The organism is Erwinia billingiae Eb661, from assembly GCF_000196615.1.
Classification (GTDB): Bacteria; Pseudomonadota; Gammaproteobacteria; order Enterobacterales; family Enterobacteriaceae; genus Erwinia; species Erwinia billingiae.
Genome location: NC_014306.1, coordinates 5075907 through 5100167, shown reverse-complemented (window position 1 = coordinate 5100167; position 24261 = coordinate 5075907). Strand labels below are relative to the sequence as shown.

Genomic DNA, 24261 nt, shown 5'->3' with positions numbered 1-24261 from the left:
ATGTTTTATCCAGATCCTTTTGACGTCATCGTAATCGGTGGTGGTCATGCGGGTACCGAAGCCGCAATGGCGGCTGCCCGAATGGGTCAGCAAACCCTGCTATTAACCCATAACATTGATACGCTTGGACAAATGTCCTGTAATCCGGCGATCGGTGGGATTGGAAAAGGACATCTGGTTAAAGAAGTGGACGCACTTGGCGGGCTGATGGCACATGCCATCGATCGGGCTGGCATACAGTTTAGGATACTAAACGCGAGCAAAGGTCCTGCGGTTCGGGCTACCCGTGCTCAGGCTGACCGCGTGCTTTACCGACAGGCCGTGCGTACTGCGCTAGAGAATCAGCCAAACCTGATGATCTTCCAACAGGCGGTAGACGATCTTATCGTTGAGAACGATCGTGTTGTCGGTGCAGTCACCCAGATGGGACTGAAGTTCCGTGCTAAGTCGGTCGTTCTGACGGTCGGAACCTTCCTCGACGGTAAAATTCACATCGGTCTGGATAACTACAGCGGCGGTCGTGCAGGCGATCCTCCTTCGATTCCGCTGGCACGTCGTCTGCGTGAACTGCCGTTGCGTGTCAGCCGTCTGAAAACCGGAACGCCACCGCGTATCGATGCCAGAACCATTGATTTCAGCGTGCTGGATCCGCAGCATGGCGATACGCCAATGCCGGTCTTCTCTTTCATGGGCAATGTGTCACAGCATCCACAACAGGTGCCTTGCTACATCACCTACACCAACGAGAACACCCACGAGGTGATCCGCAATAACCTCGATCGCAGCCCGATGTACTCCGGCGTGATTGAAGGAATTGGTCCACGCTACTGTCCGTCGATTGAAGACAAGGTGATGCGTTTTGCCGATCGTAACGCGCACCAGATCTTCCTCGAGCCGGAAGGCCTGACCAGCAATGAAATTTACCCAAATGGCATCTCTACCAGCCTGCCGTTTGACGTTCAGATCCAGATCGTCCGGTCGATGAAGGGACTGGAAAACGCGAAGATCGTTCGACCTGGCTATGCCATCGAGTACGATTTCTTCGATCCTCGCGATCTGAAACCGACGCTGGAAAGCAAACATATCCAGGGTCTGTTCTTTGCCGGACAGATCAACGGCACTACCGGTTACGAAGAAGCGGCGGCTCAGGGACTGCTGGCTGGTCTGAACGCGGGTCGCCTGTCTGCTGACAAAGAGACCTGGGCACCCCGCCGCGATCAGGCTTACCTTGGCGTACTGGTGGACGATCTCTGCACGCTGGGTACCAAAGAGCCGTACCGCATGTTTACCTCACGTGCTGAATACCGCCTGATGCTGCGTGAAGACAATGCCGATCTGCGTCTGACCGAAGCCGGTCGTGAACTGGGTCTGGTTGACGATGCCCGCTGGGCTCGCTTCAACGAGAAACTGGAAAGCATCGAAAAAGAACGCCAGCGTCTGCGCGATATTTGGGTACACCCGAAATCAGACAGCGTGGAAGAAGTGAACGGCGTGCTGAGTGCTGCGCTGACCAAGGAAGCCAGCGGTGAAGATCTGCTTCGCCGTCCGGAAATGACCTATCAGCAGCTGATGACCCTGAGCACCTTTGCCCCGGCACTGGCCGATCCTCAGGCGGCTGAGCAGGTTGAGATTCAGGTGAAGTACGAAGGCTACATTGCGCGCCAGCAGGAAGAGATTAATCGCCAGCAGCGCAATGAGAATACCTTGCTGCCGGCAGAACTGGATTATCATCAGGTGAGCGGCCTCTCCAATGAGGTGATTGCCAAGCTGAACGATCACAAACCGGGATCGATTGGCCAGGCATCGCGTATTTCTGGGATCACCCCGGCGGCGATCTCCATTCTGTTGATCTACCTGAAAAAGCAGGGCTTGCTGCGTAAAAGCGCCTGACTTTCACTGACAGTCACAACGTAAGAGGGGCGGGAGTTTTCTCGCCCCTCTTGTATTTGTCAGGCGGGACGAATAAATTCCCCCCAAAATCCCTCACAGGACCTCATTGTGATTAATAAACTCACTTCGCTGCTTAAAGCGGCTACTATTTCTCTGTCCGATCAGCAAAAAAACCAGCTGGTGGGCTATGTTGAAATGCTGCACAAGTGGAATAAAGCCTACAATCTGACGTCAGTGCGTGACCCTGAGCAGATGCTGATCCGCCATATCATGGACAGCATTGTGGTTGAGCCACACCTGCAGGGCAGCCGCTTTATTGATGTCGGCACCGGTCCCGGCCTGCCAGGCGTACCCTTAGCGATTGTCCGGCCTGACGCGCATTTCACCCTGCTGGACAGCTTAGGCAAGCGCATACGCTTCCTGAAGCAGGTTCAGCATGAGCTGAAGCTGGTGAACATAGAGCCAGTGCAGAGTAGGGTAGAGGACTTTCCTGCGGAGCCACCGTTTGATGGCGTGATTAGCCGGGCCTTTGCTTCACTGAACGATATGCTCAACTGGTGCCACCATTTGCCAGGCGAAAAAGGCCAGTTTTATGCCCTGAAAGGCGTCGTTCCTGACGATGAACTGGCGACATTACCGGCGGGATTTGCTGTTGATCGGGTGGTCAAATTAGCGGTTCCTCAGCTGGAAGGTGAGCGTCATTTGATTGTGGTTAACGTGACGAAATAAGCAGCAGGCGCTGCTTTTTTATTCCGCACTGGCGGCGATATTTCGGCGTTTTTTACCCGGATTATCCGCCTGAAGCGGAATAGCCTTATTGTCTGTAAGTGCTTTATGTTACTGGATTTTAGTTAAGTTCGGTGACTATCCTGCCAGGTGACGACACCTGGCGTGCCAGACCGGCTAAGGTGTTGTCTGAAAATGCATCAGTTGAACGATCGCATTCACACTTTTTTCCGCTGCCAGGTTGTTTCGACAAGGTTAAAAGCACAGGCTGAAATTATCCGACACGATTGGCAACATTTAACCTTATTTTCACATTCCATTATCATTAACATCACCTTTTGCCGCCATTATCGTCTGGTCAGTCGTCACGCAGGAAAATATATCCCCTTTATAAATCGACGTAAGTAATGGCTTATGGGGCGAGAATTAGTTGCTACGAATGTCAATAAGGGCTTTTAATCGACAATAATTGCCATATTTAAATTATCATTAGGTAACTTATTGAATTGTATTAGGTGTTTTAATTTAAATTTCATTCTAATGAGACTAATCCTGCACAGAACTTAAGCATTAAGTTACCGAAGTGTGATCACACGCACGCTTTATGAGCAAGGTTTGTCGGCTATTGCAGTAAATTTCACTTGGTTTGCTGTTCTTTACAATTTTGAAAAACAGGCCTGTGGAAAGAAATTTAAATAATTGTTCACCTTTTCGCTACTTATCCATTGAAATCGCAGGGGCGCACCGTATAATTTGCTCGTTTTTTGCTGCTTGACTCAAAAGAGCAAAGGCAGTTTTATACGACACGCGACATACCCCGGATGGGGCAGGAGAGTTTCAGCGTCATGTCAGTGTCCCTTTACAGAGTAAAATTTGCCCGAACCGTGCTGATGCTTCAGCTGGTGACTTTCGTCGTAATCGGCGCGCTGTTTGCCCTGAAAGATCTGGCGTGGGGCTTGTCCGCCCTCGCGGGTGGACTGGCAGCCTGGCTGCCAAACATTGTGTTTATGATTTTTGCCTGGCGTCATCAGGCAGGAGACCCAGTGAAAGGGCGCATCGCCTGGACTTTTTTACTGGGTGAGGTGCTGAAGGTCCTGGCCACCATTCTCCTGCTGGTGTTGGCGCTGGCAGTATTTGGGGCGGCGTTTACACCGCTCGGACTGGCCTGGTTATCGGTGCTGATTGTGCAAATCGTCGCACCGGCTGTAATTAACAACAAAGGGTAAGAGGCATCATGGCTGCAGGAGAAATCTCTACGCCGCAGGAATACATAGGTCATCACCTGAAGAATCTTCAGCTTGATCTGCGTACCTTCGAGCTAGTGAATCCACACGACGCACCGTCGTTCTGGGTACTAAATATCGACTCCATGTTTTTCTCTGTGGTGCTCGGACTGGTGTTTCTGGTGCTGTTTCGTTCAGTTGCGAAATCAGCCACCAGCGGCGTACCGGGTAAAATGCAGGCCGCGATCGAGTTGGTAATTGGTTTTGTCGACGACAACGTCCGCGACATGTATCACGGTAAAAGCAAATTAATCGCACCGCTGGCCCTGACGATTTTCGTCTGGGTGTTCCTGATGAACTTCATGGACCTGCTGCCTATAGACTTCCTGCCGTATATCGGTGAGCACGTCTTAGGTTTGCCAGCGTTGCGTGTGGTGCCTTCTGCAGACGTGAACATCACGCTGTCTATGGCACTTGGCGTATTTGTTTTGATTCTGTTCTACAGCATCAAGATGAAAGGCATTGGCGGCTTTACGAAAGAGCTGACACTGCAACCCTTCAATCACCCGATTTTCATTCCGATCAACCTGATTCTGGAAGGTGTGAGCCTGCTGTCCAAACCGGTATCTCTGGGTCTGCGACTGTTCGGAAACATGTATGCGGGTGAATTGATTTTTATCCTGATTGCCGGTCTGTTGCCGTGGTGGTCACAGTGGATCCTGAATGTGCCTTGGGCCATTTTCCACATCCTGATCATTTCGTTGCAGGCTTTCATTTTCATGGTCTTAACGATTGTCTATCTGTCGATGGCATCTGAAGAACATTGATTTTTTACTTAACACTACTGCGTTTTAACTGAAACAAACTGGAGACTGTCATGGAAAACCTGAATATGGATCTGCTGTACATGGCTGCCGCTGTGATGATGGGCTTAGCGGCAATCGGTGCTGCAATCGGTATCGGCATCCTCGGAGGCAAATTCCTGGAAGGCGCTGCGCGTCAACCGGATCTTATCCCTCTGCTGCGTACGCAGTTCTTTGTTGTAATGGGTCTGGTGGATGCAATCCCAATGATCGCTGTTGGTCTGGGTCTGTACGTGATGTTTGCTGTCGCGTAATAACCGATAGTTCATCGCCGGGTGTTATGTCTGGTGATGAACGGATTCTTCCGGTTGGCTTGCCAGCCGGAGAAAAAGTTAACTTAACAAGAGGCATTGTGCTGTGAACATTAACGCAACAATCCTCGGCCAGGCTATCGCGTTCATCCTGTTTGTCCTGTTCTGCATGAAGTACGTATGGCCGCCTTTAATGGCCGCTATTGAAAAGCGCCAGAAAGAAGTTGCCGAAGGCCTTGCTTCCGCTGAACGTGCCAAAAAAGATTTGGATCTCGCGCAGGCTAATGCGACCGATCAGCTGAAGAAAGCGAAAGAAGAAGCTCAGGTAATCATCGAACAAGCTAACAAGCGCCGTTCGCAGATCCTGGACGAAGTCAAAGCTGAGGCTGAGCAGGAACGTAACAAGATCGTCACCCAGGCGCAGGCTGAAATTGATGCTGAGCGTAAACGTGCACGTGAAGAGTTGCGGAAGCAAGTCGCGATGCTGGCAATTGCCGGCGCCGAGAAAATCATTGAACGTTCCGTGGATGAAGCTGCTAACAGCGACATCGTTGATAAACTGGTCGCTGAACTGTAAGGAGGAAGGGGCTGATGTCTGAATTTACTACTGTAGCTCGCCCCTACGCCAAAGCAGCTTTTGACTTTGCTGTTGAGCATCAAAGTGTCGATCGCTGGCAGCAGATGCTGGCGTTCGCTACCGAGGTAGCCAGCAATGAACAGGTAGCAGAACTTCTTTCCGGCGCTGTTGCGCCGGAAGCGTTGTCTGCACAGTTCATCGCTATCTGTGGTGATCAACTGGATGAAGCCGGTCAGAACCTTGTTAAGGTCATGGCTGAAAACAAACGTTTACCAGCGCTTCCCGATGTACTGGCTCAGTTTATCCAACTACGTGCCGCACATGATGCGACCGCGGACGTTGAGGTAATCTCATCCACTACACTGAGTGACGAACAGCTGACCAAAATCAGCGCCGCTATGGAAAAACGTCTGTCACGCAAAGTTAAGCTGAATTGCAAAATCGATAAATCTGTATTGGCAGGCGTAATCATCCGAGCGGGTGATATGGTCATTGACGGCAGCGTACGCGGCCGTCTCGAGCGTCTTACAGACGTCTTGCAGTCTTAAGGGGACTGGAGCATATGCAACTGAATTCCACCGAAATCAGCGAACTGATCAAGCAGCGCATTGCTCAGTTCAATGTAGTGAGCGAAGCTCACAATGAAGGCACTATTGTATCCGTCAGTGACGGCATCATCCGCGTAAACGGCCTGGCCGATGTTATGCAGGGTGAGATGATCGCACTGCCGGGCAACCGTTACGCAATCGCACTGAACCTGGAGCGCGACTCCGTTGGTGCAGTCGTGATGGGCCCATACGCTGACCTTGCCGAAGGCATGAAAGTTAAGTGTACTGGCCGTATTCTTGAAGTACCGGTTGGTCGTGGCCTGTTAGGCCGCGTGGTGAACACCCTGGGTGCACCAATCGACGGTAAAGGCGCAATCGACAACGATGGCTTCTCGCCAATCGAAGTGATTGCACCAGGCGTTATCGATCGTCAGTCCGTTGACCAGCCTGTGCAGACTGGCTACAAGTCAGTCGATGCGATGATCCCAATCGGCCGTGGCCAGCGTGAGCTGATCATCGGTGACCGTCAGACCGGTAAAACCGCGATGGCGATCGATGCGATCATCAACCAGCGTGATTCCGGCATCAAGTGTGTGTACGTCGCTATCGGTCAGAAAGCGTCGACTATCGCTAACGTGGTTCGCAAACTGGAAGAACACAACGCACTGGCTAACACCATCGTTGTTGTGGCTACCGCATCTGAGTCTGCTGCTCTGCAGTACCTGGCTCCGTATGCAGGTTGCGCCATGGGCGAATACTTCCGTGACCGCGGTGAAGATGCACTGATCGTGTACGATGACCTGTCTAAACAGGCTGTTGCTTACCGTCAGGTTTCCCTGCTGCTGCGCCGTCCGCCAGGTCGTGAAGCTTTCCCTGGTGACGTGTTCTATCTCCACTCCCGTCTGCTGGAGCGTGCTTCTCGCGTTAACGCTGAGTACGTTGAAGCGTTTACCAAAGGCGAAGTGAAGGGTAAAACCGGTTCACTGACTGCACTGCCAATCATCGAAACTCAGGCAGGCGACGTTTCTGCGTTCGTTCCGACCAACGTAATCTCGATTACTGATGGTCAGATCTTCCTGGAAACTAACCTGTTTAACTCCGGTATTCGTCCGGCAGTTAACCCGGGTATTTCGGTATCCCGTGTGGGTGGTGCTGCTCAGACCAAGATCATCAAGAAACTGTCCGGTGGTATTCGTACCGCGCTGGCACAGTATCGTGAACTGGCAGCGTTCTCTCAGTTCGCTTCCGATCTGGACGAAGCGACCCGTAAGCAGCTGAGCCACGGTCAGAAAGTGACCGAGCTCCTGAAACAGAAACAGTATGCGCCGATGTCCGTAGCGCAGCAGGGTCTGGTGCTGTTTGCGGCCGAGCGTGGCTTCCTGAATGACGTCGAACTGGCGAAAATCGGTAGCTTCGAAGCGGCGCTGCTGGCTTTTGCGGATCGCGATCACGCTGAGCTGATGGCTGAAATCAACCAGTCTGGTAACTATAACGGCGAAATCGAAGAGAAGCTGAAAGGCCTCCTCGAAACGTTTAAGAAAACCCAGTCCTGGTAATGTCTGGCGGCTTGTCTCTTAGGGGGCAAGCCGCAAGGCTTTGAGGAGAAGCTTATGGCCGGCGCAAAAGAGATACGTAGTAAGATCGGAAGCGTCCAGAACACGCAGAAGATCACCAAAGCGATGGAAATGGTCGCTGCCTCTAAAATGCGTAAATCGCAAGAACGCATGGCGGCCAGCCGTCCTTATGCAGAGACCATGCGCAAAGTGATTGGTCACATTGCGTTAGGGAATCTGGAGTACATACACCCTTACCTGGACGAGCGTGACGTTAAGCGCGTTGGTTATCTGGTCGTGTCTACCGACCGCGGGCTTTGTGGTGGTTTGAACATTAACCTGTTCAAACGCGTGCTGGCAGATATGAAAAGCTGGTCTGATAAAGGCGTTGAGAGCGATCTCGCGATTATCGGATCGAAAGGCCTTTCATTCTTCAGCTCTGTCGGTGGCAACGTTGTTGCCCAGGTGACCGGCATGGGAGATAAACCTTCCCTGTCCGATCTGATTGGCCCAGTGAAAGTGATGCTGCAAGCCTATGACGAAGGTCGTCTCGACAAGCTGTTTGTCGTCAGCAACAAATTTATCAACACCATGTCCCAGTCTCCACAAATCGTTCAGTTGCTGCCGTTACCGCCAGCAGACGAGAGCGAAGGCGTGGTGAAGAAGAGTACCTGGGATTATCTGTATGAGCCGGATCCGAAAGCGCTGCTGGACACATTACTGCGTCGCTACGTCGAGTCTCAGGTTTACCAGGGTGTTGTAGAGAACCTGGCCAGCGAGCAGGCCGCGCGTATGGTGGCGATGAAAGCTGCTACCGACAACGGCGGAAACCTGATCAAAGAGCTGCAGTTGGTATACAACAAAGCTCGTCAGGCCAGCATCACCCAGGAACTTACCGAGATTGTCGGTGGGGCCTCCGCGGTTTAACCAGGTATACCCTGCCAGCTGTTAGCGGCGGGGTATAAACGAATTAGGTAGAGGATTCAAGATGGCTACTGGAAAGATTGTCCAGGTAATCGGCGCCGTAGTGGACGTCGAGTTCCCTCAGGACGCAGTACCACAAGTGTACAGCGCCCTTGAGGTTAAAAATGGTGATGCTCGTCTGGTGCTGGAAGTCCAGCAGCAGCTGGGTGGTGGCGTCGTTCGTACCATCGCCATGGGTTCTTCCGACGGCCTGAAGCGCGGTCTGGAAACGGTTGACCTTGAGCACCCGATTGAAGTGCCAGTGGGCGTTGCCACACTGGGCCGTATCATGAACGTGCTGGGTGAGCCAATCGATATGAAAGGCGACATCGGCGAAGAAGAGCGTTGGGCGATTCACCGCGCGGCACCTTCTTACGAAGATCAGTCAAACTCGCAAGAGCTGCTGGAAACCGGTATCAAAGTTATCGACCTGATGTGTCCGTTTGCTAAAGGCGGTAAAGTCGGTCTGTTCGGTGGTGCGGGTGTGGGTAAAACAGTAAACATGATGGAGCTGATCCGTAACATTGCGGCTGAGCACTCAGGTTTCTCTGTATTTGCCGGTGTGGGCGAGCGTACCCGTGAAGGGAACGACTTCTACCACGAAATGACCGACTCAAACGTTATCGATAAAGTATCACTGGTCTATGGCCAGATGAACGAGCCACCAGGAAACCGCCTGCGCGTAGCGCTGACCGGTCTGACCATGGCTGAGAAGTTCCGTGACGAAGGTCGTGACGTACTGCTGTTCATCGATAACATCTACCGTTACACCCTGGCCGGTACTGAAGTATCAGCACTGCTGGGTCGTATGCCTTCTGCGGTAGGTTATCAGCCAACGCTGGCTGAAGAGATGGGTGTCTTGCAGGAGCGTATTACCTCCACCAAGACCGGTTCAATCACCTCCGTACAGGCCGTTTACGTTCCTGCGGATGACTTGACTGACCCATCACCAGCCACCACCTTTGCTCACTTAGATGCAACCGTGGTACTGAGCCGTCAGATCGCTTCTCTGGGTATCTACCCAGCGGTTGACCCACTGGATTCTACCAGCCGTCAGCTGGATCCACTGGTTGTTGGCCAGGAGCACTACGACACTGCACGTGGCGTTCAGTCCCTGCTGCAGCGTTATCAGGAACTGAAAGACATCATCGCCATCCTCGGTATGGACGAACTGTCTGAAGAAGACAAACTGGTGGTAGCACGCTCTCGTAAGATGCAGCGTTTCCTGTCCCAGCCATTCTTCGTGGCAGAAGTCTTCACCGGTTCTCCAGGCAAATATGTGTCTCTGAAAGATACCATCCGTGGCTTTAAAGGCATCATGGAAGGTGAATTCGACCATATGCCAGAGCAGGCTTTCTACATGGTTGGTTCCATCGAAGAAGCTGTAGAAAAGGCGAAGAAACTGTAATAACGGTTTCTGTGGAGGTTAATTATGGCTATGACTTTTCACCTGGACGTTGTCAGCGCAGAACAGCAAATGTTCTCCGGTCTGGTACAAAGCATCCAGGTATCAGGAACGGAAGGTGAGCTGGGTATTCGCCCAAATCACGCTCCTCTCCTGACCGCCATTAAACCTGGTATGGTTCACATCGTTAAACAGCAGGGCGAAGAAGAGTATATTTATCTCTCCGGCGGCGTGTTGGAAGTGCAGCCTGGCGCGGTTACCGTGCTGGCTGACACCGCGATCCGTGGTACCGACCTCGATGAGGCCCGTGCAATGGAAGCAAAACGCAAAGCCGAGGAGCACATGAACAGCTCCCACGGTGATGTGGACTTTGCAACCGCGTCGGCTGAACTGGCTAAAGCGATCGCCAAACTGCGCGTGATCGAGTTGACCAAAAGAGCGATGTAACTCAGGTTTAATCTGCAGAATGCCAGTCAGGAAACTGACTGGCATTTTTTTTGCCGAGAAAAATGTAGTATTTTCACCGTTAAACCGTTTTACTTCCGTTCAATAACTGAATTTCAGGATGTCTATGTCTACCAGCGCAATGAGCGTGGTGATCCTTGCCGCCGGCAAGGGAACCCGCATGTACTCCGACTTGCCGAAAGTGCTGCACCGCCTGGCGGGAAAGCCGATGGTGCAACATGTCATTGATGCCGCTACCCAGCTTGGCGCTGACAAGGTTCACCTGGTCTATGGCCACGGTGGCGATCTGTTGCAATCCACCTTAACGGACCCGGCGCTGAACTGGGTATTGCAGGCAGAACAGAAAGGAACCGGCCACGCGATGCAGCAGGCTGCACCTTACTTTGCCGACGATGAAGACATTCTGATGCTGTATGGCGACGTGCCGCTGATCTCGGTTGAGACGCTGCAACGTTTGCAAAGCGTGAAGCCAGAAGGCGGCATCGCGCTGCTGACGGTCATTCTGGATAATCCAACCGGTTACGGGCGCATCATTCGTGAGAACGGCTCGGTAGTCGGCATTATCGAACAGAAAGATGCCTCACCGGAGCAACTGGCGATCGCCGAAATCAATACCGGTATTCTGTTGGCTAACGGTGCCGATCTGAAACGCTGGCTGAGCAAGCTGACCAACAACAATGCTCAGGGCGAATACTATATTACCGACATCATAGCGCTCGCCCATCAGGAAGGCCGCGCGACCCAGGCGGTTCACCCGACGCGCTCGACAGAGACCGAAGGGGTGAATAATCGCCTGCAGCTGGCGACGCTTGAGCGTGTGTACCAGGCTGAACAGGCTGAGAAGCTGTTGCTGGCTGGCGTGATGTTGAAAGATCCGGCCCGTTTCGATCTGCGTGGTGAGTTGACCCACGGCCGGGACGTGGAGATCGACACCAATGTGATCATTGAAGGTCAGGTTAAGCTTGGCAATCGGGTCAAAATTGGCAGCGGCTGTATCCTGAAAAACTGCGTGATTGGTGATGACTGTGAAATCAGTCCTTACAGCGTGGTGGATGACGCCGAGCTGGCCGCTGCCTGCACCATTGGGCCGTTTGCGCGTCTGCGTCCAGGCTCGCAGCTGGCGGAAGGTGCCCACGTTGGCAACTTCGTCGAAATGAAAAAAGCCTCGTTAGGCAAAGGCTCGAAAGCCGGTCACCTGAGCTACCTTGGCGATGCGAAGATCGGCGCCAATGTGAACATCGGCGCGGGCACCATCACCTGCAACTACGATGGCGTGAACAAATCGCTGACGGTGATTGGCGATGATGTGTTTGTCGGCTCGGATACGCAGCTGGTGGCACCGGTCAATGTTGCGGCGGGTGCCACCATCGCTGCGGGCACCACGGTGATGACAGACGTTGCCGCCGCAGGCCTGGTGTATAACCGCAAAGACCAGAATCTGAAAACAGACTGGCAGCGCCCGGCGAAGAAGAAGTAAGCACTAACCGGGTAACCCAGGTTACCCCCAAATTATTCTGAGGAGGGACCCATCCCTCCCGCAAAAGCAGTCATAAATATAATCCCCACTCTCTACAAAGGCTCGGGGAACCGGCGCAATCCGGACTCATCAGGTCAGAAGACAAAGTTAATGACCGTTACGGTCATGACCTCAGGAATAACATTATGTGTGGAATTGTTGGTGCAGTAGCCCAGCGTGATATCGCTGAAATCCTGCTTGAAGGCTTACGTCGTCTCGAATACCGCGGCTACGACTCTGCCGGTGTGGCAGTGGTTACCGCAGAAGGCCAGGTCACGCGCCTGCGCCGTGTCGGTAAAGTGGCCATGCTGGCCGAAGCGGCTGAAACCACGCCATTGCTGGGTGGAACAGGCATAGCGCATACCCGTTGGGCAACCCACGGCGAGCCTTCCGAGGCGAATGCGCATCCCCATATCTCTGAACACATCATCATCGTTCACAACGGCATCATTGAAAACCATGAGCCACTGCGCGAACTGCTGATCGAGCGTGGCTACCGCTTTGCCTCCGAGACCGATACGGAAGTGGTTGCTCACCTGGTTCACTGGGAGCAGCAGCAACAGGGCGGTTCACTGCGTGAAGTGGTACAGCGCGTGATCCCCCAGCTGCGCGGTGCCTATGGCATGGTGATCATGGACAGCCGCGATCCGTCGCTGCTGGTGGCCGCCCGTTCCGGCAGCCCGCTGGTGATTGGCCGTGGCGTGGGCGAAAACTTTATCGCTTCCGATCAGCTGGCATTGCTGCCGGTCACCCGTCGCTTCGTTTACCTTGAGGAAGGCGATATTGCGGTGATCACCCGTCGCGATGTCACCATTGTCGATCGTCAGGGCGAGCAGGTCACCCGCGCCGAAATCGAATCTAACGTGCAGTACGATGCCGGCGATAAAGGCCAGTTCCGCCATTACATGCAGAAAGAGATTTACGAGCAGCCGATGGCGATCAAAAACACCCTGAGCGGGCGTTTCAGTCACGGTGAAGTGGATCTCTCTGAGCTGGGACCGCAGGCCAACGAACTGCTGAAGCAGGTTGAGCATATCCAGATTGTCGCCTGTGGCACCTCCTACAACTCCGGCATGGTGTCGCGCTACTGGTTTGAAGCGCTGGCCAACGTGCCGTGTGACGTTGAGATTGCCTCTGAATTCCGCTACCGCAAATCCGCCGTGCGTAAAAACAGCCTGCTGATCACCCTTTCCCAGTCGGGTGAAACGGCGGACACGCTGGCTGCGCTGCGTCTGTCGAAAGAGCTCGGGTATCTGGGGTCGCTGGCGGTGTGTAACGTAGCCGGTTCTTCGTTGGTGCGTGAATCCGATCTGGCGCTGATGACCAAAGCGGGCACCGAAATCGGCGTGGCGTCGACCAAAGCCTTCACCACGCAGCTGACGGTATTGCTGATGCTGGTGGCGAAAGTGGGTCGCCTGAAAGGCATGGATCCGCAGATTGAGCATGACATCGTGCATGGCCTGCAGGCGCTGCCAGCCCGCATCGAGCAGATGCTGTCGCAGGACAAGCTGATTGAGACGCTGGCGGAAGACTTCTCTGACAAGCATCATGCGCTGTTCCTTGGCCGTGGCGATCAGTATCCGATCGCCATGGAAGGGGCGCTGAAGCTGAAAGAGATCTCCTATATTCATGCGGAAGCCTATGCGGCCGGCGAACTGAAGCACGGTCCCCTGGCGCTGATTGATGCCGATATGCCGGTGATTGTGGTCGCGCCGAATAACGAGCTGCTGGAAAAACTGAAGTCGAACATCGAAGAAGTACGCGCGCGCGGCGGTTTGCTGTACGTGTTCGCCGATCAGGATGCCGGTTTCAGCAACTCCGAAGGGATGCGCATCATCCCGTTGCCGCACGTTGAAGATATCATTGCACCTATCTTCTACACTGTGCCGTTGCAGATGCTGTCGTACCACGTGGCGCTGATTAAGGGCACCGACGTCGACCAGCCGCGTAACCTGGCGAAGTCAGTCACGGTGGAATAACCGCTTTCGTCGGAGACTTTCCGCAAAAACAAAACCCCGGTTCTGCTGTTGAAGGCACAACCGGGGTTTTTTTATGGCTTAACGCCGGGCGACTCAGGCTTTAGCAAAATAGCGCTGGGCATTGTTATAGCTGATGTTCTGCACCATTTCGCCCAACCACGCCATTTCATGCGGGATTTCGCCCTGCTCCATCAGTCCACCCAGCATATTGCACAGGATGCGGCGGAAGTACTCGTGACGGGTATAGGACAGGAAGCTTCTGGAATCGGTGAGCATGCCGACGAACTGGCTCAGCAAGCCAAGCTGAGAGAGCTGTTCCAGCTGGCGCTGCATCCCGTCTTTCTGATCGTTGTACCACCAGCCGGAGCCGAACTGGATCTTGCCGGCAATGCCGCCGCCCTGGAAATTGCCGGTCAGCGCGGCGATCATCTCGTTATCGCGTGGGTTCAGGCAGTAAAGGATGGTTTTCGGCAACTGGTCGGTTTTATCCATCTGATCCAGCAACTGCGAAAGCTCGCGGGCGTAGGTGCGGTCGCCAATGGAATCAAACCCGGTATCGGCGCCCACCAGCCTGAACATCCGGCTGTTGGTATTGCGTAATGCGCCAATATGATACTGCATCACCCAGCCGCGCTGCGCGTATTGCTGACCTAACCACACCAGCACGGCGGTGGTGAAGCCCGCGACCTCTGTCTCATCCAGCGTCTGCCCGGCAATCCGCCGTTGCAGCAGGCGGCTTAGGGTGGCTTCTGTCGGCACTGGCGCAAAGCGTACGATTTCGATGCCGTGATCGGCCGCGCGGCAGCCATGGGCCTCAAAGTGATCCAGCCGGCGCGTTAAGGCGGTCAGCAGGCTGTCCCAGTCAGTAATTTCACCGTCCGCCGCTTCACCCAACTGAGAGATATAGTCGGCGAAACCGTCCAGTTCGATTTTAAAGGCGCGGTCCGGACGCCAGCTTGGCAGGATCTCGGTGTCGAAGGTGCGGTCAGCGGCGATCTGGCGATGGTAACGCAGGTCGCTGATCGGGTCGTCGGTGGTGCCGACCATTTTCACCTTCATCTGCCGCATAATGCCGCGCGCGGAAAATTCCGGCGTCGCCAGCTGCGCGTTGCACTGATGCCAGAGGCTTTCTGCCGTTTCAGGCCGGAACAGCTGGCCGGTGATGCCAAACGGCCGCTTCAGCTCGAGGTGCGTCCAGTGATAGAGCGGATTGCCCAGCGTTTTCGGCACGGTCTGCGCCCAGGCCTGATATTTATCATAATCGCTGCCATTGCCGGTGATCAGCGATTCTGCCACGCCCGCCGCACGCAGCGCCCGCCATTTATAGTGATCGCCTTCCAGCCAGATCTGGCTGAGATTCTCAAACTGACGGTCTTCAGCAATATCCTGCGGGTTGAGATGGCAGTGATAGTCATAGATTGGCATATCCGCCGCATAGCGGTGATACAGCTCGCGCGCGGCATCGCTGCGCAGTAAGAAATCTTCACCCATAAATACCGTCATTGCGTAGGCTCCGTTTTGCCAGACATCCCATCGCGCCAGGATATTTGGTTGACCACTTTTTACATAAATGCTCGCATTCGCTCATTAAATGGTCGAAGAGAGGCGGTTAACTGCCATAAAACACCAAAATAGCGTTTTGGTCGACCAATATTGGCTATTGTTGTGAGTGATATCACCCATCTGCACATTTCCTGTTGACCACTTTTTCACCTTGTCCGCAAGATGCGGGCAACCAAGGTGAGGGTGTGGATCAGCAATGCGTCTGTAAAGGGACGTGACTGACCGCCGCCGTTACCTCTTTCGACCGGAGATAAGCGATGAGCCTGACGGCAAACAGTGTGCAAGAGGCGGTGGGCAGTAAGAGAAAAGTCAAAAAGTTACGCTGGTGGATGCTGGTGCTGTTCCTGCTGGGCGTTACCGTTAACTACCTGACCCGCAACTCGCTGGGCATTCTGGCCCCGGAATTAAAAACCAGTCTGGGGATCACCACCGAACAGTATTCCTGGATTGTCGGTGCTTTCCAGCTGGCCTATACGCTGTTCCAGCCGTTGTGTGGCTGGCTGATTGATGTGATTGGCCTCAAGCTGGGCTTTGTGATCTGCGCCAGTATCTGGGCACTGGTCAGCCTGTTACATGCCGGCGCGGGAAGCTGGATCCATCTGGCGATCCTCCGCTTCTTTATGGGTGCCGCGGAAGCCGCTGCCACGCCCGCTAACGCCAAAACCATTGGCGACTGGTTCCCGAAAAAAGAGCGTCCCATCGCCGCAGGCTGGGCCGGTGTCGGCTTCTCTGTCGGTGCCATGCTGGCGCCGCCGATCATTTACGTCACCCACAGCTACTGGGGATGGCAAGGCGCCTTCCTGTTCTCGGGCGCGCTGGCAGCTGGCTGGGTAGTGCTGTGGCTGCTGTTCTATCATTCGCCGGAAGATCACCCGCGTCTGGACAAAGACGAGCTGGCGTTGATCAAGCAGGATAACGAGCCCGATGCGGTCAGACTGCCGTTCTTCACCGCGCTGAAAACCGTCGGCAAAAACAAACGTTTCTACGGCATCGCCATCCCGGCCTTTATGGCTGAGCCCGCCTGGGCAGTTTTAAGCTTCTGGGTACCGCTGTACCTCGCCAGCGAACGCGGCATGGATTTGAAACAGATTGCCATGTTTGCCTGGCTGCCGTTCCTCGCCGCCGATTTGGGCAGCATCGCCAGTGGCTACCTGACGCGCCTCTACACCCGTTGGTTTGGCTGCTCGCTGGTGAACTCGGTGGTTGCCAGCTCGGTGACCGGCGCATTCCTGATGCTGTCGCTGGCGCTGGTGGCGATCACCAAAGACCCTTACATCACCATTATCCTGATCTCGGTGGGTGGCTTTGGCCATCAGGTGATCTCCTGCATGTTAAGTGCGCTGGTGGTGGAGTCCTTTGATAAAGGGCAGATGGCTACGGTGAACGGGATGCGGGGTTCCTTTGCCTGGATCGCCAGCTTCCTGTTCTCCCTGTTGATAGGCGTCACGGCTGACACCATCGGATTCAATCCGCTGTTTGTGGCCATGGGCTTTTTCGATCTGATTGGTGCCGTGTTCCTGGTCGCGTTTATTGCCGAACGTCGAAGCACGTCGCGCGCGGCCTGATTTCCAGACTGACAATTTTGAAGAGTAAACGATGAAAACATTGAAAAACTGGGTGTTAGGGCAGAAAACGGCCGAATTTATTGAGCTTTGCGTCGATGAAAAACACCTGTTCCGCCTCTACGTGCTGGAACAGGGATTGTGTCGGGTGCTGATCAAGCAGAAAGGGGAGCTGGCGCTGGATCGCACCTGGAGCATCGCGCCGGAAGCGGACGTGCCGTGGGAAGGTCGCCTGCGGGAAAGCTGTGAAGGCTTCTCGCTGCCGGGTTATCACTGCGAGCATCAGGACGACAGGCTGGTGGTGACCACCGATTGCCTGCGGGTGACCGTTCATCAGCCGCTGTGGCTGGAGTGGGAATATCTTAATGAAGAGGCGGGATGGCAGCCGCTTTGCGCCGATCGCCCTACCGGCGCCTATCTGCTCAATGCCCATGGTGATAGCGTGGCGCATTATCAGCGCCGTTACGCGGAAGACAACTATTACGGCCTGGGCGAGAAAGCGGGCGATCTTAACCGTACCGGAGGCCGCTATGAAATGCGCAACCTGGATGCGATGGGCTATAACGCCGCCTCGACCGATCCGCTGTATAAGCATATTCCCTTCACCCTGACGCGGCGCGATACCGTCAGCTTCGGGCTGTTTTATGACAACCTGAGCACCACTCAGCTGGATTTAGGCAACGAGCTGGATAATTACCATCTGCCGTACCGCCGTTATCAGGCCGAGGCAGGCGACCTCGATTATTACCTGTTCCTTGGGCCAAAAGTACTGGATGTCACCAAAGCCTTTGTTCGTCTGACCGGGAAAACGCTGTTTGGCCCGAAATGGAGCCTCGGCTACAGCGGTTCGACCATGCATTACACCGATGCGCCGGATGCGCAGGTTCAGCTGATGAACTTTATTTCGCTGTGTCGGGAAAATGCCATTCCGTGCGACTCGTTCCAGCTGTCGTCAGGCTACACCTCAATCAACGACAAGCGTTATGTCTTCAACTGGAACCACGACAAGGTGCCGCAGCCGGAGCTGATGAGTGCGGCGTTTCATGAGGCCGGGATGAAGCTGGCTGCCAACATTAAGCCTTGCCTGTTGCAGGACCATCCGCGCTATGACGAAGTGGCGCAGAAGGGGCTGTTTATTCGCGATTCTGAATCAGACGCGCCTGAACGCTCGGTCTTCTGGGATGACGAAGGATCGCACCTCGACTTCACCAATCCGGCCACGGTGGCCTGGTGGCAGGAAAATGTCACCCACCAGCTGCTGGAAAAGGGGATTGATTCCACCTGGAATGACAACAACGAATATGAAGTCTGGGATGGCGAAGCGCGCTGTCACGGCTTCGGTCAGCCGTTGCCGATCAAGCTGATCCGTCCGGTCATGCCGCTACTGATGATGCGTGCTTCGATGGAGGCCCAGCAGCGGTTCGCGCCCGAAAAGCGTCCTTTCCTGATCTCCCGTTCAGGCTGTGCGGGGATGCAGCGCTATGTGCAGACCTGGAGTGGCGACAACCGCACTAACTGGCAGACGCTGCGCTATAACACGCGGATGGGCGTCGGGATGAGCCTCTCCGGCTTATATAACGTTGGGCATGACGTGGGCGGATTCTCAGGCGCAAAGCCCGATCCGGAGCTGTTTGTGCGTTGGGTCCAGAACGGCGTCATGCATCCGCGTTTCACCATCCATTCATGGAATGACGATCGCACGGTCAATGAACCCTGGATGTACCCGGAGGTCACCCCGGCGATCCGCGACGCGATGGCGCTGCGCTACCGTCTGATGCCTTACCTGTACACGCTGCTGTGGCAGGCCAGTCAGGACGATGAGCCGATGCTGCGCCCGACCTTCCTCGACCACGAGCACGATCCCCGCACCTTCGACGAGACCGATGATTTTATGCTGGGGCGTGATCTGCTGGTGGCCAGCGTGGTCGAGCCGGGAGCCACGCAGCGCGCCATCTACCTGCCTGAAAATACCACCGGCTGGTACGATTATTACAGCGGTCAGTGGCACCAGGGCGGCCAGACGATTAGCGTGGATGCGCCCTTAGACCGACTGCCGTTGATGGTCAGAGCGGGCGCGGCGCTGCCGCAGGCCAGCCGGGTGGGCCATATCGACAATGATTTGGATGACCAGCGCACGCTGCTGCTGTTCCCGGCACAAGGGATCGCTGAAGAGACCGGCATGCTGTTTGAAGATGATGGGGAAAGCTGGGAGTGGCAGCGCGACGGTGCGTTGTGGCTCAACTGGACGCTGAGAAGCGATGCTGAGCGCATCAATATTCAGTTCACTGCCCATGGACACTATCGCCCGGCCTGGAAAACCTTACGCCTGCAGCTGCCCGCAGGAGAAACCCGCACGCTGACCATTAACGGCGAGCGTCAGGATAGCTGGACGCTGCGCTAAGCGGCAGAATGCGTCAACCAGACCGGCATTCTGGTTGACCACTCTTCAGCATTTTCCTACTATCTGAAGGCGTATTTCCTGACTGAGGCTGTGGCTATGAGTGTTGAAGTAAAGCGTCAATACCGCGAGGTCGGTGAATACCTGAAAGAAGAGCTGCATTCAGGCAAGTATCCGATCGGCACGCGACTGCCTCCCGAGCGGGATATCGCTGAGCGGGTGGGGGTTGGTCGCTCAGTGGTGCGTGAAGCCCTGATCATGCTGGAAATTGAAGGTTACGTTGAGGTGCGCAAAGGCTCGGGGATCTATGTGATTGCCATGCCAGGCGATCGCCAGCAACAGGACGGTGCCTCGCTGATCGGGCCGTTCGAACTGCTGCAGGCCAGGCAGCTGCTGGAAAGCAACATTGCCGAATTTGCCGCACTGCAGGTCACGCCAGCGGATATCAAGAAAATGCGCGCCGCGCTGGATGCCGAGATTAAAGATATTGAAACCGGTGGCGGTGAGGATGGCGATAAGCTGTTCCATCTGGCCATTGTCGAAGCCACCCACAACAATATGCTGACAGAGATGTGGAAGCAGTGCTGGGCGCAGCGGGAGAACAACCCCATGTGGCAACAGCTGCATGAGCGCATCTCCAGCAAGGAGTACCGCCGCGAATGGTTGAAGGATCACCAGCTGATCCTGGCTGCGTTACAGAAAAAAGATGCCGCTGCCGCCAAACTGGCGATGTGGACGCATCTGGAGAACGTAAAGTTACGTCTGATGGCCCTGTCAGATGTCGATGCCCCTGAATTTGATGGTTATCTTTTCGGCTCCTGGCCTATCCGCGTCACGACCTGACTCAAACTCACCCACCGTCACAAAACTGTCATAAAGCGTACATTTTACTGTCATCAAACTGTCCTATTTTGCCTCCAGCAGCAATGATTATTCATTATTAAAATGGCGTTAAGCCTGACTTTTAATCCCCCTGGAGGGAACATGACACTGATGCAAAAAACCCTGGCTCAATGTGTAGCGGTAACCCTTTCGTTGACCGCGGTTTCTGCTTTTGCCGCCACTAACCTGACCGGTGCCGGTGGGACTTTCCCGGCGCCTGTGTACAACAAATGGGCTGCAGACTACAACACAGCGACTGGCGCTCAGGTTAACTACCAGGGTATCGGTTCATCCGGTGGCGTGAAGCAAATCATCGCAAAAACCGTCGATTTTGGTGCGTCTGATGCGCCACTGAAAGATGAAGATCTGCAGAAGAATGGCCTGTTCCAGTTCCCAACCGTGATCGGTGGCGTGGTGCTGGCCGTCAACATTCCGGGAATCAAATCCGGTCAGCTGACGCTGGACGGTAAAACCGTCGGTGATATCTACCTGGGCACCATCAAGAAGTGGAACGATCCGGCAATCACCAAGCTCAACCCAGGCGTTAAGCTGCCAGACAGCAACATCAACGTGGTGCGCCGCGCTGACGGTTCCGGTACCTCCTACGTGTTCACCAGCTACCTGGCGAAAGTGAACAGCGACTGGAACAGCAAAATTGGTAAAGGCAACACCGTTAACTGGCCAACCGGTCTGGGCGGTAAAGGTAACGACGGCGTCGCCGCGTTCGTTCAGCGTCTGCCGGGTTCAATCGGTTACGTAGAATATGCCTATGCCAAGCAGAACAACCTGGCGTACACCAAACTGATGGATGCCGACGGTAAAGCCGTTTCTCCAAGCGAGAAGAGCTTCAGCAACGCCGCGAAAGGCGCGAACTGGACGGAATCTTTCGCCCAGGACCTGACCTTCCAGAAAGGTGACGACGCATGGCCAATCTCTTCCACCACCTTTATCCTGGTGCAGAAAGAGCAGGCCAACGCGGAGAAAGGCGCAGCGGTACTGAAATTCTTCGACTGGGCCTACAAAAACGGCGGCAAAACCACCAACAGCCTGGACTATGCTGCGCTGCCAGACTCGGTAGTTGAGCAGATCCGTGCCGCCTGGAAAACCAACGTGAAAGACAGCTCCGGTAAAGCACTGTACTAAGCTGTTGTAGGGGCCGGAGCACTCCGGCCCGTTCCCTCGGGTGGCACCGTCGTGCCGCCCCTACACTTTCAACATCGAGAACTCTATGGCTGCAACCAAGCCGACATTCAAAGCCCCCGGCAAGCAGGGTGACATCATTTTCGGTGCGCTGGTAAAACTGGCTGCGCTGATCGTGCTGCTGCTGCTCGGTGGCATTATTGTCTCTCTGATCATCTCTTCCTGGCCCAGCATTGAGAAATTTGGTTTCTCGTTCCTGTGGACCAAAACCTGGGATGCACCCAACGAACAATTTGGTGCGCTGGTACCGATTTACGGCACCGTCGTGACCTCAATTATCGCGCTGATTATTGCCGTTCCGGTCAGCTTTGGTATCGCCCTGTTCCTGACTGAACTGGCACCGAACTGGCTGCGCCGCCCGCTGGGCACGGCGATTGAGCTGCTGGCGGCGATCCCCAGCATTGTCTACGGCATGTGGGGCCTGTTTATTTTTGCGCCGCTGTTTGCCACCTACTTCCAGACCCCGCTGGGCGACCTGATGGCGAACATTCCCATCGTCGGTACGCTGTTCTCGGGTCCGGCATTTGGTATTGGTATTCTGGCTGCCGGGATTATCCTGGCGATCATGATCATCCCGTACATCGCGTCAGTGATGCGCGATGTGTTTGAACAAACGCCGGTGATGATGAAAGAGTCGGCTTACGGCATCGGTTGCACCACCTGGGAAGTGATCTGGCGCGTGGTGCTGCCGTTCACCAAAAACGGCGTGATTGGCGGCGTGATGCTCGGTTTGGGGCGTGCGCTGGGTGAAACCATGGCGGTGACCTTTATCATCGGTAACACCTACCAGCTCGACAGCCCGTCGCTGTTTATGCCAGGCAACAGTATTACCTCCGCGCTGGCGAACGAATTTGCTGAAGCGGAATCCGGCGTACATACCGCCGCGCTGATGGAGCTGGGCCTGATCCTGTTTGTGATTACCTTTATCGTGCTGGCCTGCTCAAAACTGATGATTTTGCGGCTGGCAAAAAGTGAAGGAGCGCGCTCATGACCACCATGGAAATGCAGTCTCGCGCCGAACTGGACGCATCCCGCCGCAAAATGCAGGCGTGGCGTCGGATGAAAAACCGCATCGCGCTGGCGCTGTCGATGCTGACCATGGCCTTTGGCCTGTTCTGGTTGGTGTGGATCCTGTTTGCCACCGTCACCCGTGGCGTGGATGGCATGACGCTGTCGCTGTTTACCGAGAATACGCCGCCGCCAAATACCGCCGGTGGCGGGCTGGCGAACGCCATCGCCGGTAGCGGACTGTTAATCTTATGGTCAACGGTGATCGGCACGCCGCTGGGCATTATGGCCGGGGTTTATCTCGCCGAATATGGCCGCAAATCCTGGCTGGCCGAGGTGATCCGTTTTATTAACGACATCCTGCTGTCTGCTCCGTCGATTGTGGTCGGTCTGTTTGTCTACACGCTGGTTGTGGCCAAGATGCAGCACTTCTCTGGCTGGGCGGGTGTGGTTGCGCTGGCCCTGCTGCAGATCCCGATTGTTATCCGCACCACGGAAAACATGCTGAGACTGGTACCGGACAGCCTGCGTGAAGCGGCGTACGCGCTGGGCACGCCGAAGTGGAAGATGATCTCGGCGATCACCCTGAAAGCCTCCGTCTCCGGCATTCTGACTGGCGTGCTGTTAGCGATTGCCCGTATTGCGGGCGAAACGGCACCGCTGCTGTTCACCTCACTCTCCAACCAGTTCTGGAGTACTGACATGATGCAGCCGCTGGCAAACCTGCCGGTGACCATCTTTAAATTCGCCATGAGCCCGTTTGCCGAATGGCAGAGTCTGGCCTGGGCGGGCGTGCTGCTGATTACCCTCTGCGTGCTGTTGCTGAACATCCTGGCGCGCGTCGTTTTTGCCAAGGGCAAACATTAATTACCTAAGCGCGGCTGCGGCGGCGTGAATAAGCGAGAAAGAGAATGGCTGACAACACCTCAAGTAAGATGATTCAGGTTCGTGATTTGAACTTCTACTACGGGAAATTTCATGCGCTGAAAAACATCAATCTGGATATCGCGAAAAACCAGGTCACGGCGTTTATCGGCCCGTCAGGCTGTGGTAAGTCCACCCTGCTGCGTACCTTTAACAAGATGTTCTCGCTCTACCCGGAACAGCGGGCTGAAGGCGAGATCATGCTGGATGGCGAAAACATTCTCACCGCCAGCCAGGATATCGCGCTGCTGCGTGCCCGCGTCGGAATGGTGTTCCAGAAGCCGACGCCGTTCCCGATGTCGATTTATGACAACATCGCCTTTGGCGTGCGCCTGTTTGAAAAATTGTCCCGCGCGGATATGGATGAGCGCGTACAGTGGGCGCTCACCAAGGCCGCGCTGTGGACAGAAACCAAAGACAAGCTGCACCAGAGTGGCTACAGCCTGTCGGGTGGTCAGCAACAGCGTCTGTGCATCGCACGGGGCATTGCCATTCGCCCGGAGGTGCTGCTGCTGGATGAACCCTGCTCGGCGCTGGATCCGATCTCGACCGGCCGCATTGAAGAGCTGATCACCGAATTAAAGCAGGATTACACCGTGGTTATCGTGACGCACAACATGCAGCAGGCTGCACGCTGTTCCGATCACACGGCCTTTATGTATCTGGGCGAACTGATTGAATTCAGCGATACTGACACGCTGTTTACCAAGCCGCATCAGAAACAAACTGAAGACTACATTACCGGCCGTTACGGTTGAGTTGACT

21 protein-coding genes are annotated in these 24261 nt (G+C 54.9%); 20 read left to right on the top strand and 1 reads right to left on the bottom strand.

Annotation, left to right across the window (positions count from 1 at the left end; translation table 11 throughout):
• The 13 genes from mnmG to glmS all read left to right on the top strand — a co-directional run bounded on the left by mnmG (position 1) and on the right by glmS (position 13959).
• Positions 1-1890 carry a tRNA uridine-5-carboxymethylaminomethyl(34) synthesis enzyme MnmG gene (gene mnmG, locus EBC_RS24625; RefSeq protein WP_013204595.1) on the top strand — a complete coding sequence of 630 codons (1890 nt, stop codon included), beginning with the start codon at positions 1-3 and terminating at the stop codon, positions 1888-1890.
• 108 nt (positions 1891-1998) lie between these two features.
• Positions 1999-2619 (top strand): 16S rRNA (guanine(527)-N(7))-methyltransferase RsmG, encoded by a 621-nt coding sequence (rsmG, locus tag EBC_RS24620; protein WP_013204594.1) that lies wholly within the window; start codon positions 1999-2001, stop codon positions 2617-2619.
• A gap of 842 nt (positions 2620-3461) precedes the next feature.
• On the top strand, positions 3462-3842 hold the full coding sequence (gene atpI, locus EBC_RS24615) for a F0F1 ATP synthase subunit I (protein WP_013204593.1): 381 nt from the start codon (positions 3462-3464) through the stop codon (positions 3840-3842).
• An 8-nt stretch (positions 3843-3850) separates the two neighbouring features.
• The gene (gene atpB / locus EBC_RS24610) at positions 3851-4666 is read left to right on the top strand and encodes a F0F1 ATP synthase subunit A (protein WP_013204592.1); all 816 of its coding nucleotides are present in this window, start codon (positions 3851-3853) and stop codon (positions 4664-4666) included.
• 50 nt (positions 4667-4716) lie between these two features.
• Positions 4717-4956 (top strand): F0F1 ATP synthase subunit C, encoded by a 240-nt coding sequence (gene atpE / locus EBC_RS24605; RefSeq protein WP_003849523.1) that lies wholly within the window; start codon positions 4717-4719, stop codon positions 4954-4956.
• 103 nt (positions 4957-5059) lie between these two features.
• Positions 5060-5530 carry a F0F1 ATP synthase subunit B gene (gene atpF / locus EBC_RS24600; RefSeq protein WP_013204591.1) on the top strand — a complete coding sequence of 157 codons (471 nt, stop codon included), beginning with the start codon at positions 5060-5062 and terminating at the stop codon, positions 5528-5530.
• A 14-nt stretch (positions 5531-5544) separates the two neighbouring features.
• A complete protein-coding gene (gene atpH / locus EBC_RS24595; protein ID WP_013204590.1) occupies positions 5545-6078 on the top strand; it encodes a F0F1 ATP synthase subunit delta in 534 nt (177 codons plus the stop codon).
• A gap of 14 nt (positions 6079-6092) precedes the next feature.
• A complete protein-coding gene (gene atpA, locus EBC_RS24590) occupies positions 6093-7634 on the top strand; it encodes a F0F1 ATP synthase subunit alpha (protein WP_013204589.1) in 1542 nt (513 codons plus the stop codon).
• Positions 7635-7688: 54 nt separating this feature from the next.
• On the top strand, positions 7689-8558 hold the full coding sequence (gene atpG, locus EBC_RS24585; RefSeq protein ID WP_013204588.1) for a F0F1 ATP synthase subunit gamma: 870 nt from the start codon (positions 7689-7691) through the stop codon (positions 8556-8558).
• A 61-nt stretch (positions 8559-8619) separates the two neighbouring features.
• On the top strand, positions 8620-10002 hold the full coding sequence (gene atpD, locus EBC_RS24580; protein WP_013204587.1) for a F0F1 ATP synthase subunit beta: 1383 nt from the start codon (positions 8620-8622) through the stop codon (positions 10000-10002).
• Between the two features lie 24 nt (positions 10003-10026).
• A complete protein-coding gene (locus tag EBC_RS24575; protein WP_013204586.1) occupies positions 10027-10446 on the top strand; it encodes a F0F1 ATP synthase subunit epsilon in 420 nt (139 codons plus the stop codon).
• Between the two features lie 124 nt (positions 10447-10570).
• Complete coding sequence (glmU, locus tag EBC_RS24570) at positions 10571-11941, top strand: bifunctional UDP-N-acetylglucosamine diphosphorylase/glucosamine-1-phosphate N-acetyltransferase GlmU (RefSeq protein ID WP_013204585.1); 1371 nt, start codon at positions 10571-10573, stop codon at positions 11939-11941.
• Between the two features lie 185 nt (positions 11942-12126).
• A complete protein-coding gene (glmS, locus tag EBC_RS24565) occupies positions 12127-13959 on the top strand; it encodes a glutamine--fructose-6-phosphate transaminase (isomerizing) (protein ID WP_013204584.1) in 1833 nt (610 codons plus the stop codon).
• 93 nt (positions 13960-14052) lie between these two features.
• Here the strand turns inward: glmS and uxaC are convergent, their stop codons facing one another.
• Positions 14053-15462, bottom strand: coding sequence for a glucuronate isomerase (gene uxaC, locus EBC_RS24560; protein WP_013204583.1), 1410 nt, complete (start codon positions 15460-15462; stop codon positions 14053-14055).
• Positions 15463-15779: 317 nt separating this feature from the next.
• Here uxaC and EBC_RS24555 point away from each other — a divergent pair, with 317 nt between their 5' ends.
• From EBC_RS24555 to pstB, 7 genes are all read left to right on the top strand, one after another.
• Positions 15780-17087: an MFS transporter gene (locus EBC_RS24555; RefSeq protein WP_013204582.1), complete on the top strand. Its 1308-nt coding sequence runs from the start codon at positions 15780-15782 to the stop codon at positions 17085-17087.
• Positions 17088-17118: 31 nt separating this feature from the next.
• Complete coding sequence (locus EBC_RS24550) at positions 17119-19485, top strand: glycoside hydrolase family 31 protein (RefSeq protein ID WP_013204581.1); 2367 nt, start codon at positions 17119-17121, stop codon at positions 19483-19485.
• Positions 19486-19581: 96 nt separating this feature from the next.
• Positions 19582-20325, top strand: a complete 744-nt coding sequence (locus EBC_RS24545) for an FCD domain-containing protein (protein ID WP_041692168.1) — start codon at positions 19582-19584, stop codon at positions 20323-20325.
• 141 nt (positions 20326-20466) lie between these two features.
• Complete coding sequence (gene pstS / locus EBC_RS24540) at positions 20467-21507, top strand: phosphate ABC transporter substrate-binding protein PstS (protein ID WP_013204579.1); 1041 nt, start codon at positions 20467-20469, stop codon at positions 21505-21507.
• A gap of 85 nt (positions 21508-21592) precedes the next feature.
• Positions 21593-22555 carry a phosphate ABC transporter permease PstC gene (gene pstC / locus EBC_RS24535; protein WP_013204578.1) on the top strand — a complete coding sequence of 321 codons (963 nt, stop codon included), beginning with the start codon at positions 21593-21595 and terminating at the stop codon, positions 22553-22555.
• Positions 22552-23439, top strand: coding sequence for a phosphate ABC transporter permease PstA (pstA, locus tag EBC_RS24530; protein WP_013204577.1), 888 nt, complete (start codon positions 22552-22554; stop codon positions 23437-23439). Before pstC ends, pstA begins: the two co-directional genes overlap by 4 nt.
• Before the next feature lie 44 nt (positions 23440-23483).
• Positions 23484-24254 (top strand): phosphate ABC transporter ATP-binding protein PstB, encoded by a 771-nt coding sequence (gene pstB / locus EBC_RS24525; protein ID WP_013204576.1) that lies wholly within the window; start codon positions 23484-23486, stop codon positions 24252-24254.
• Positions 24255-24261 lie beyond the last annotated feature (7 nt).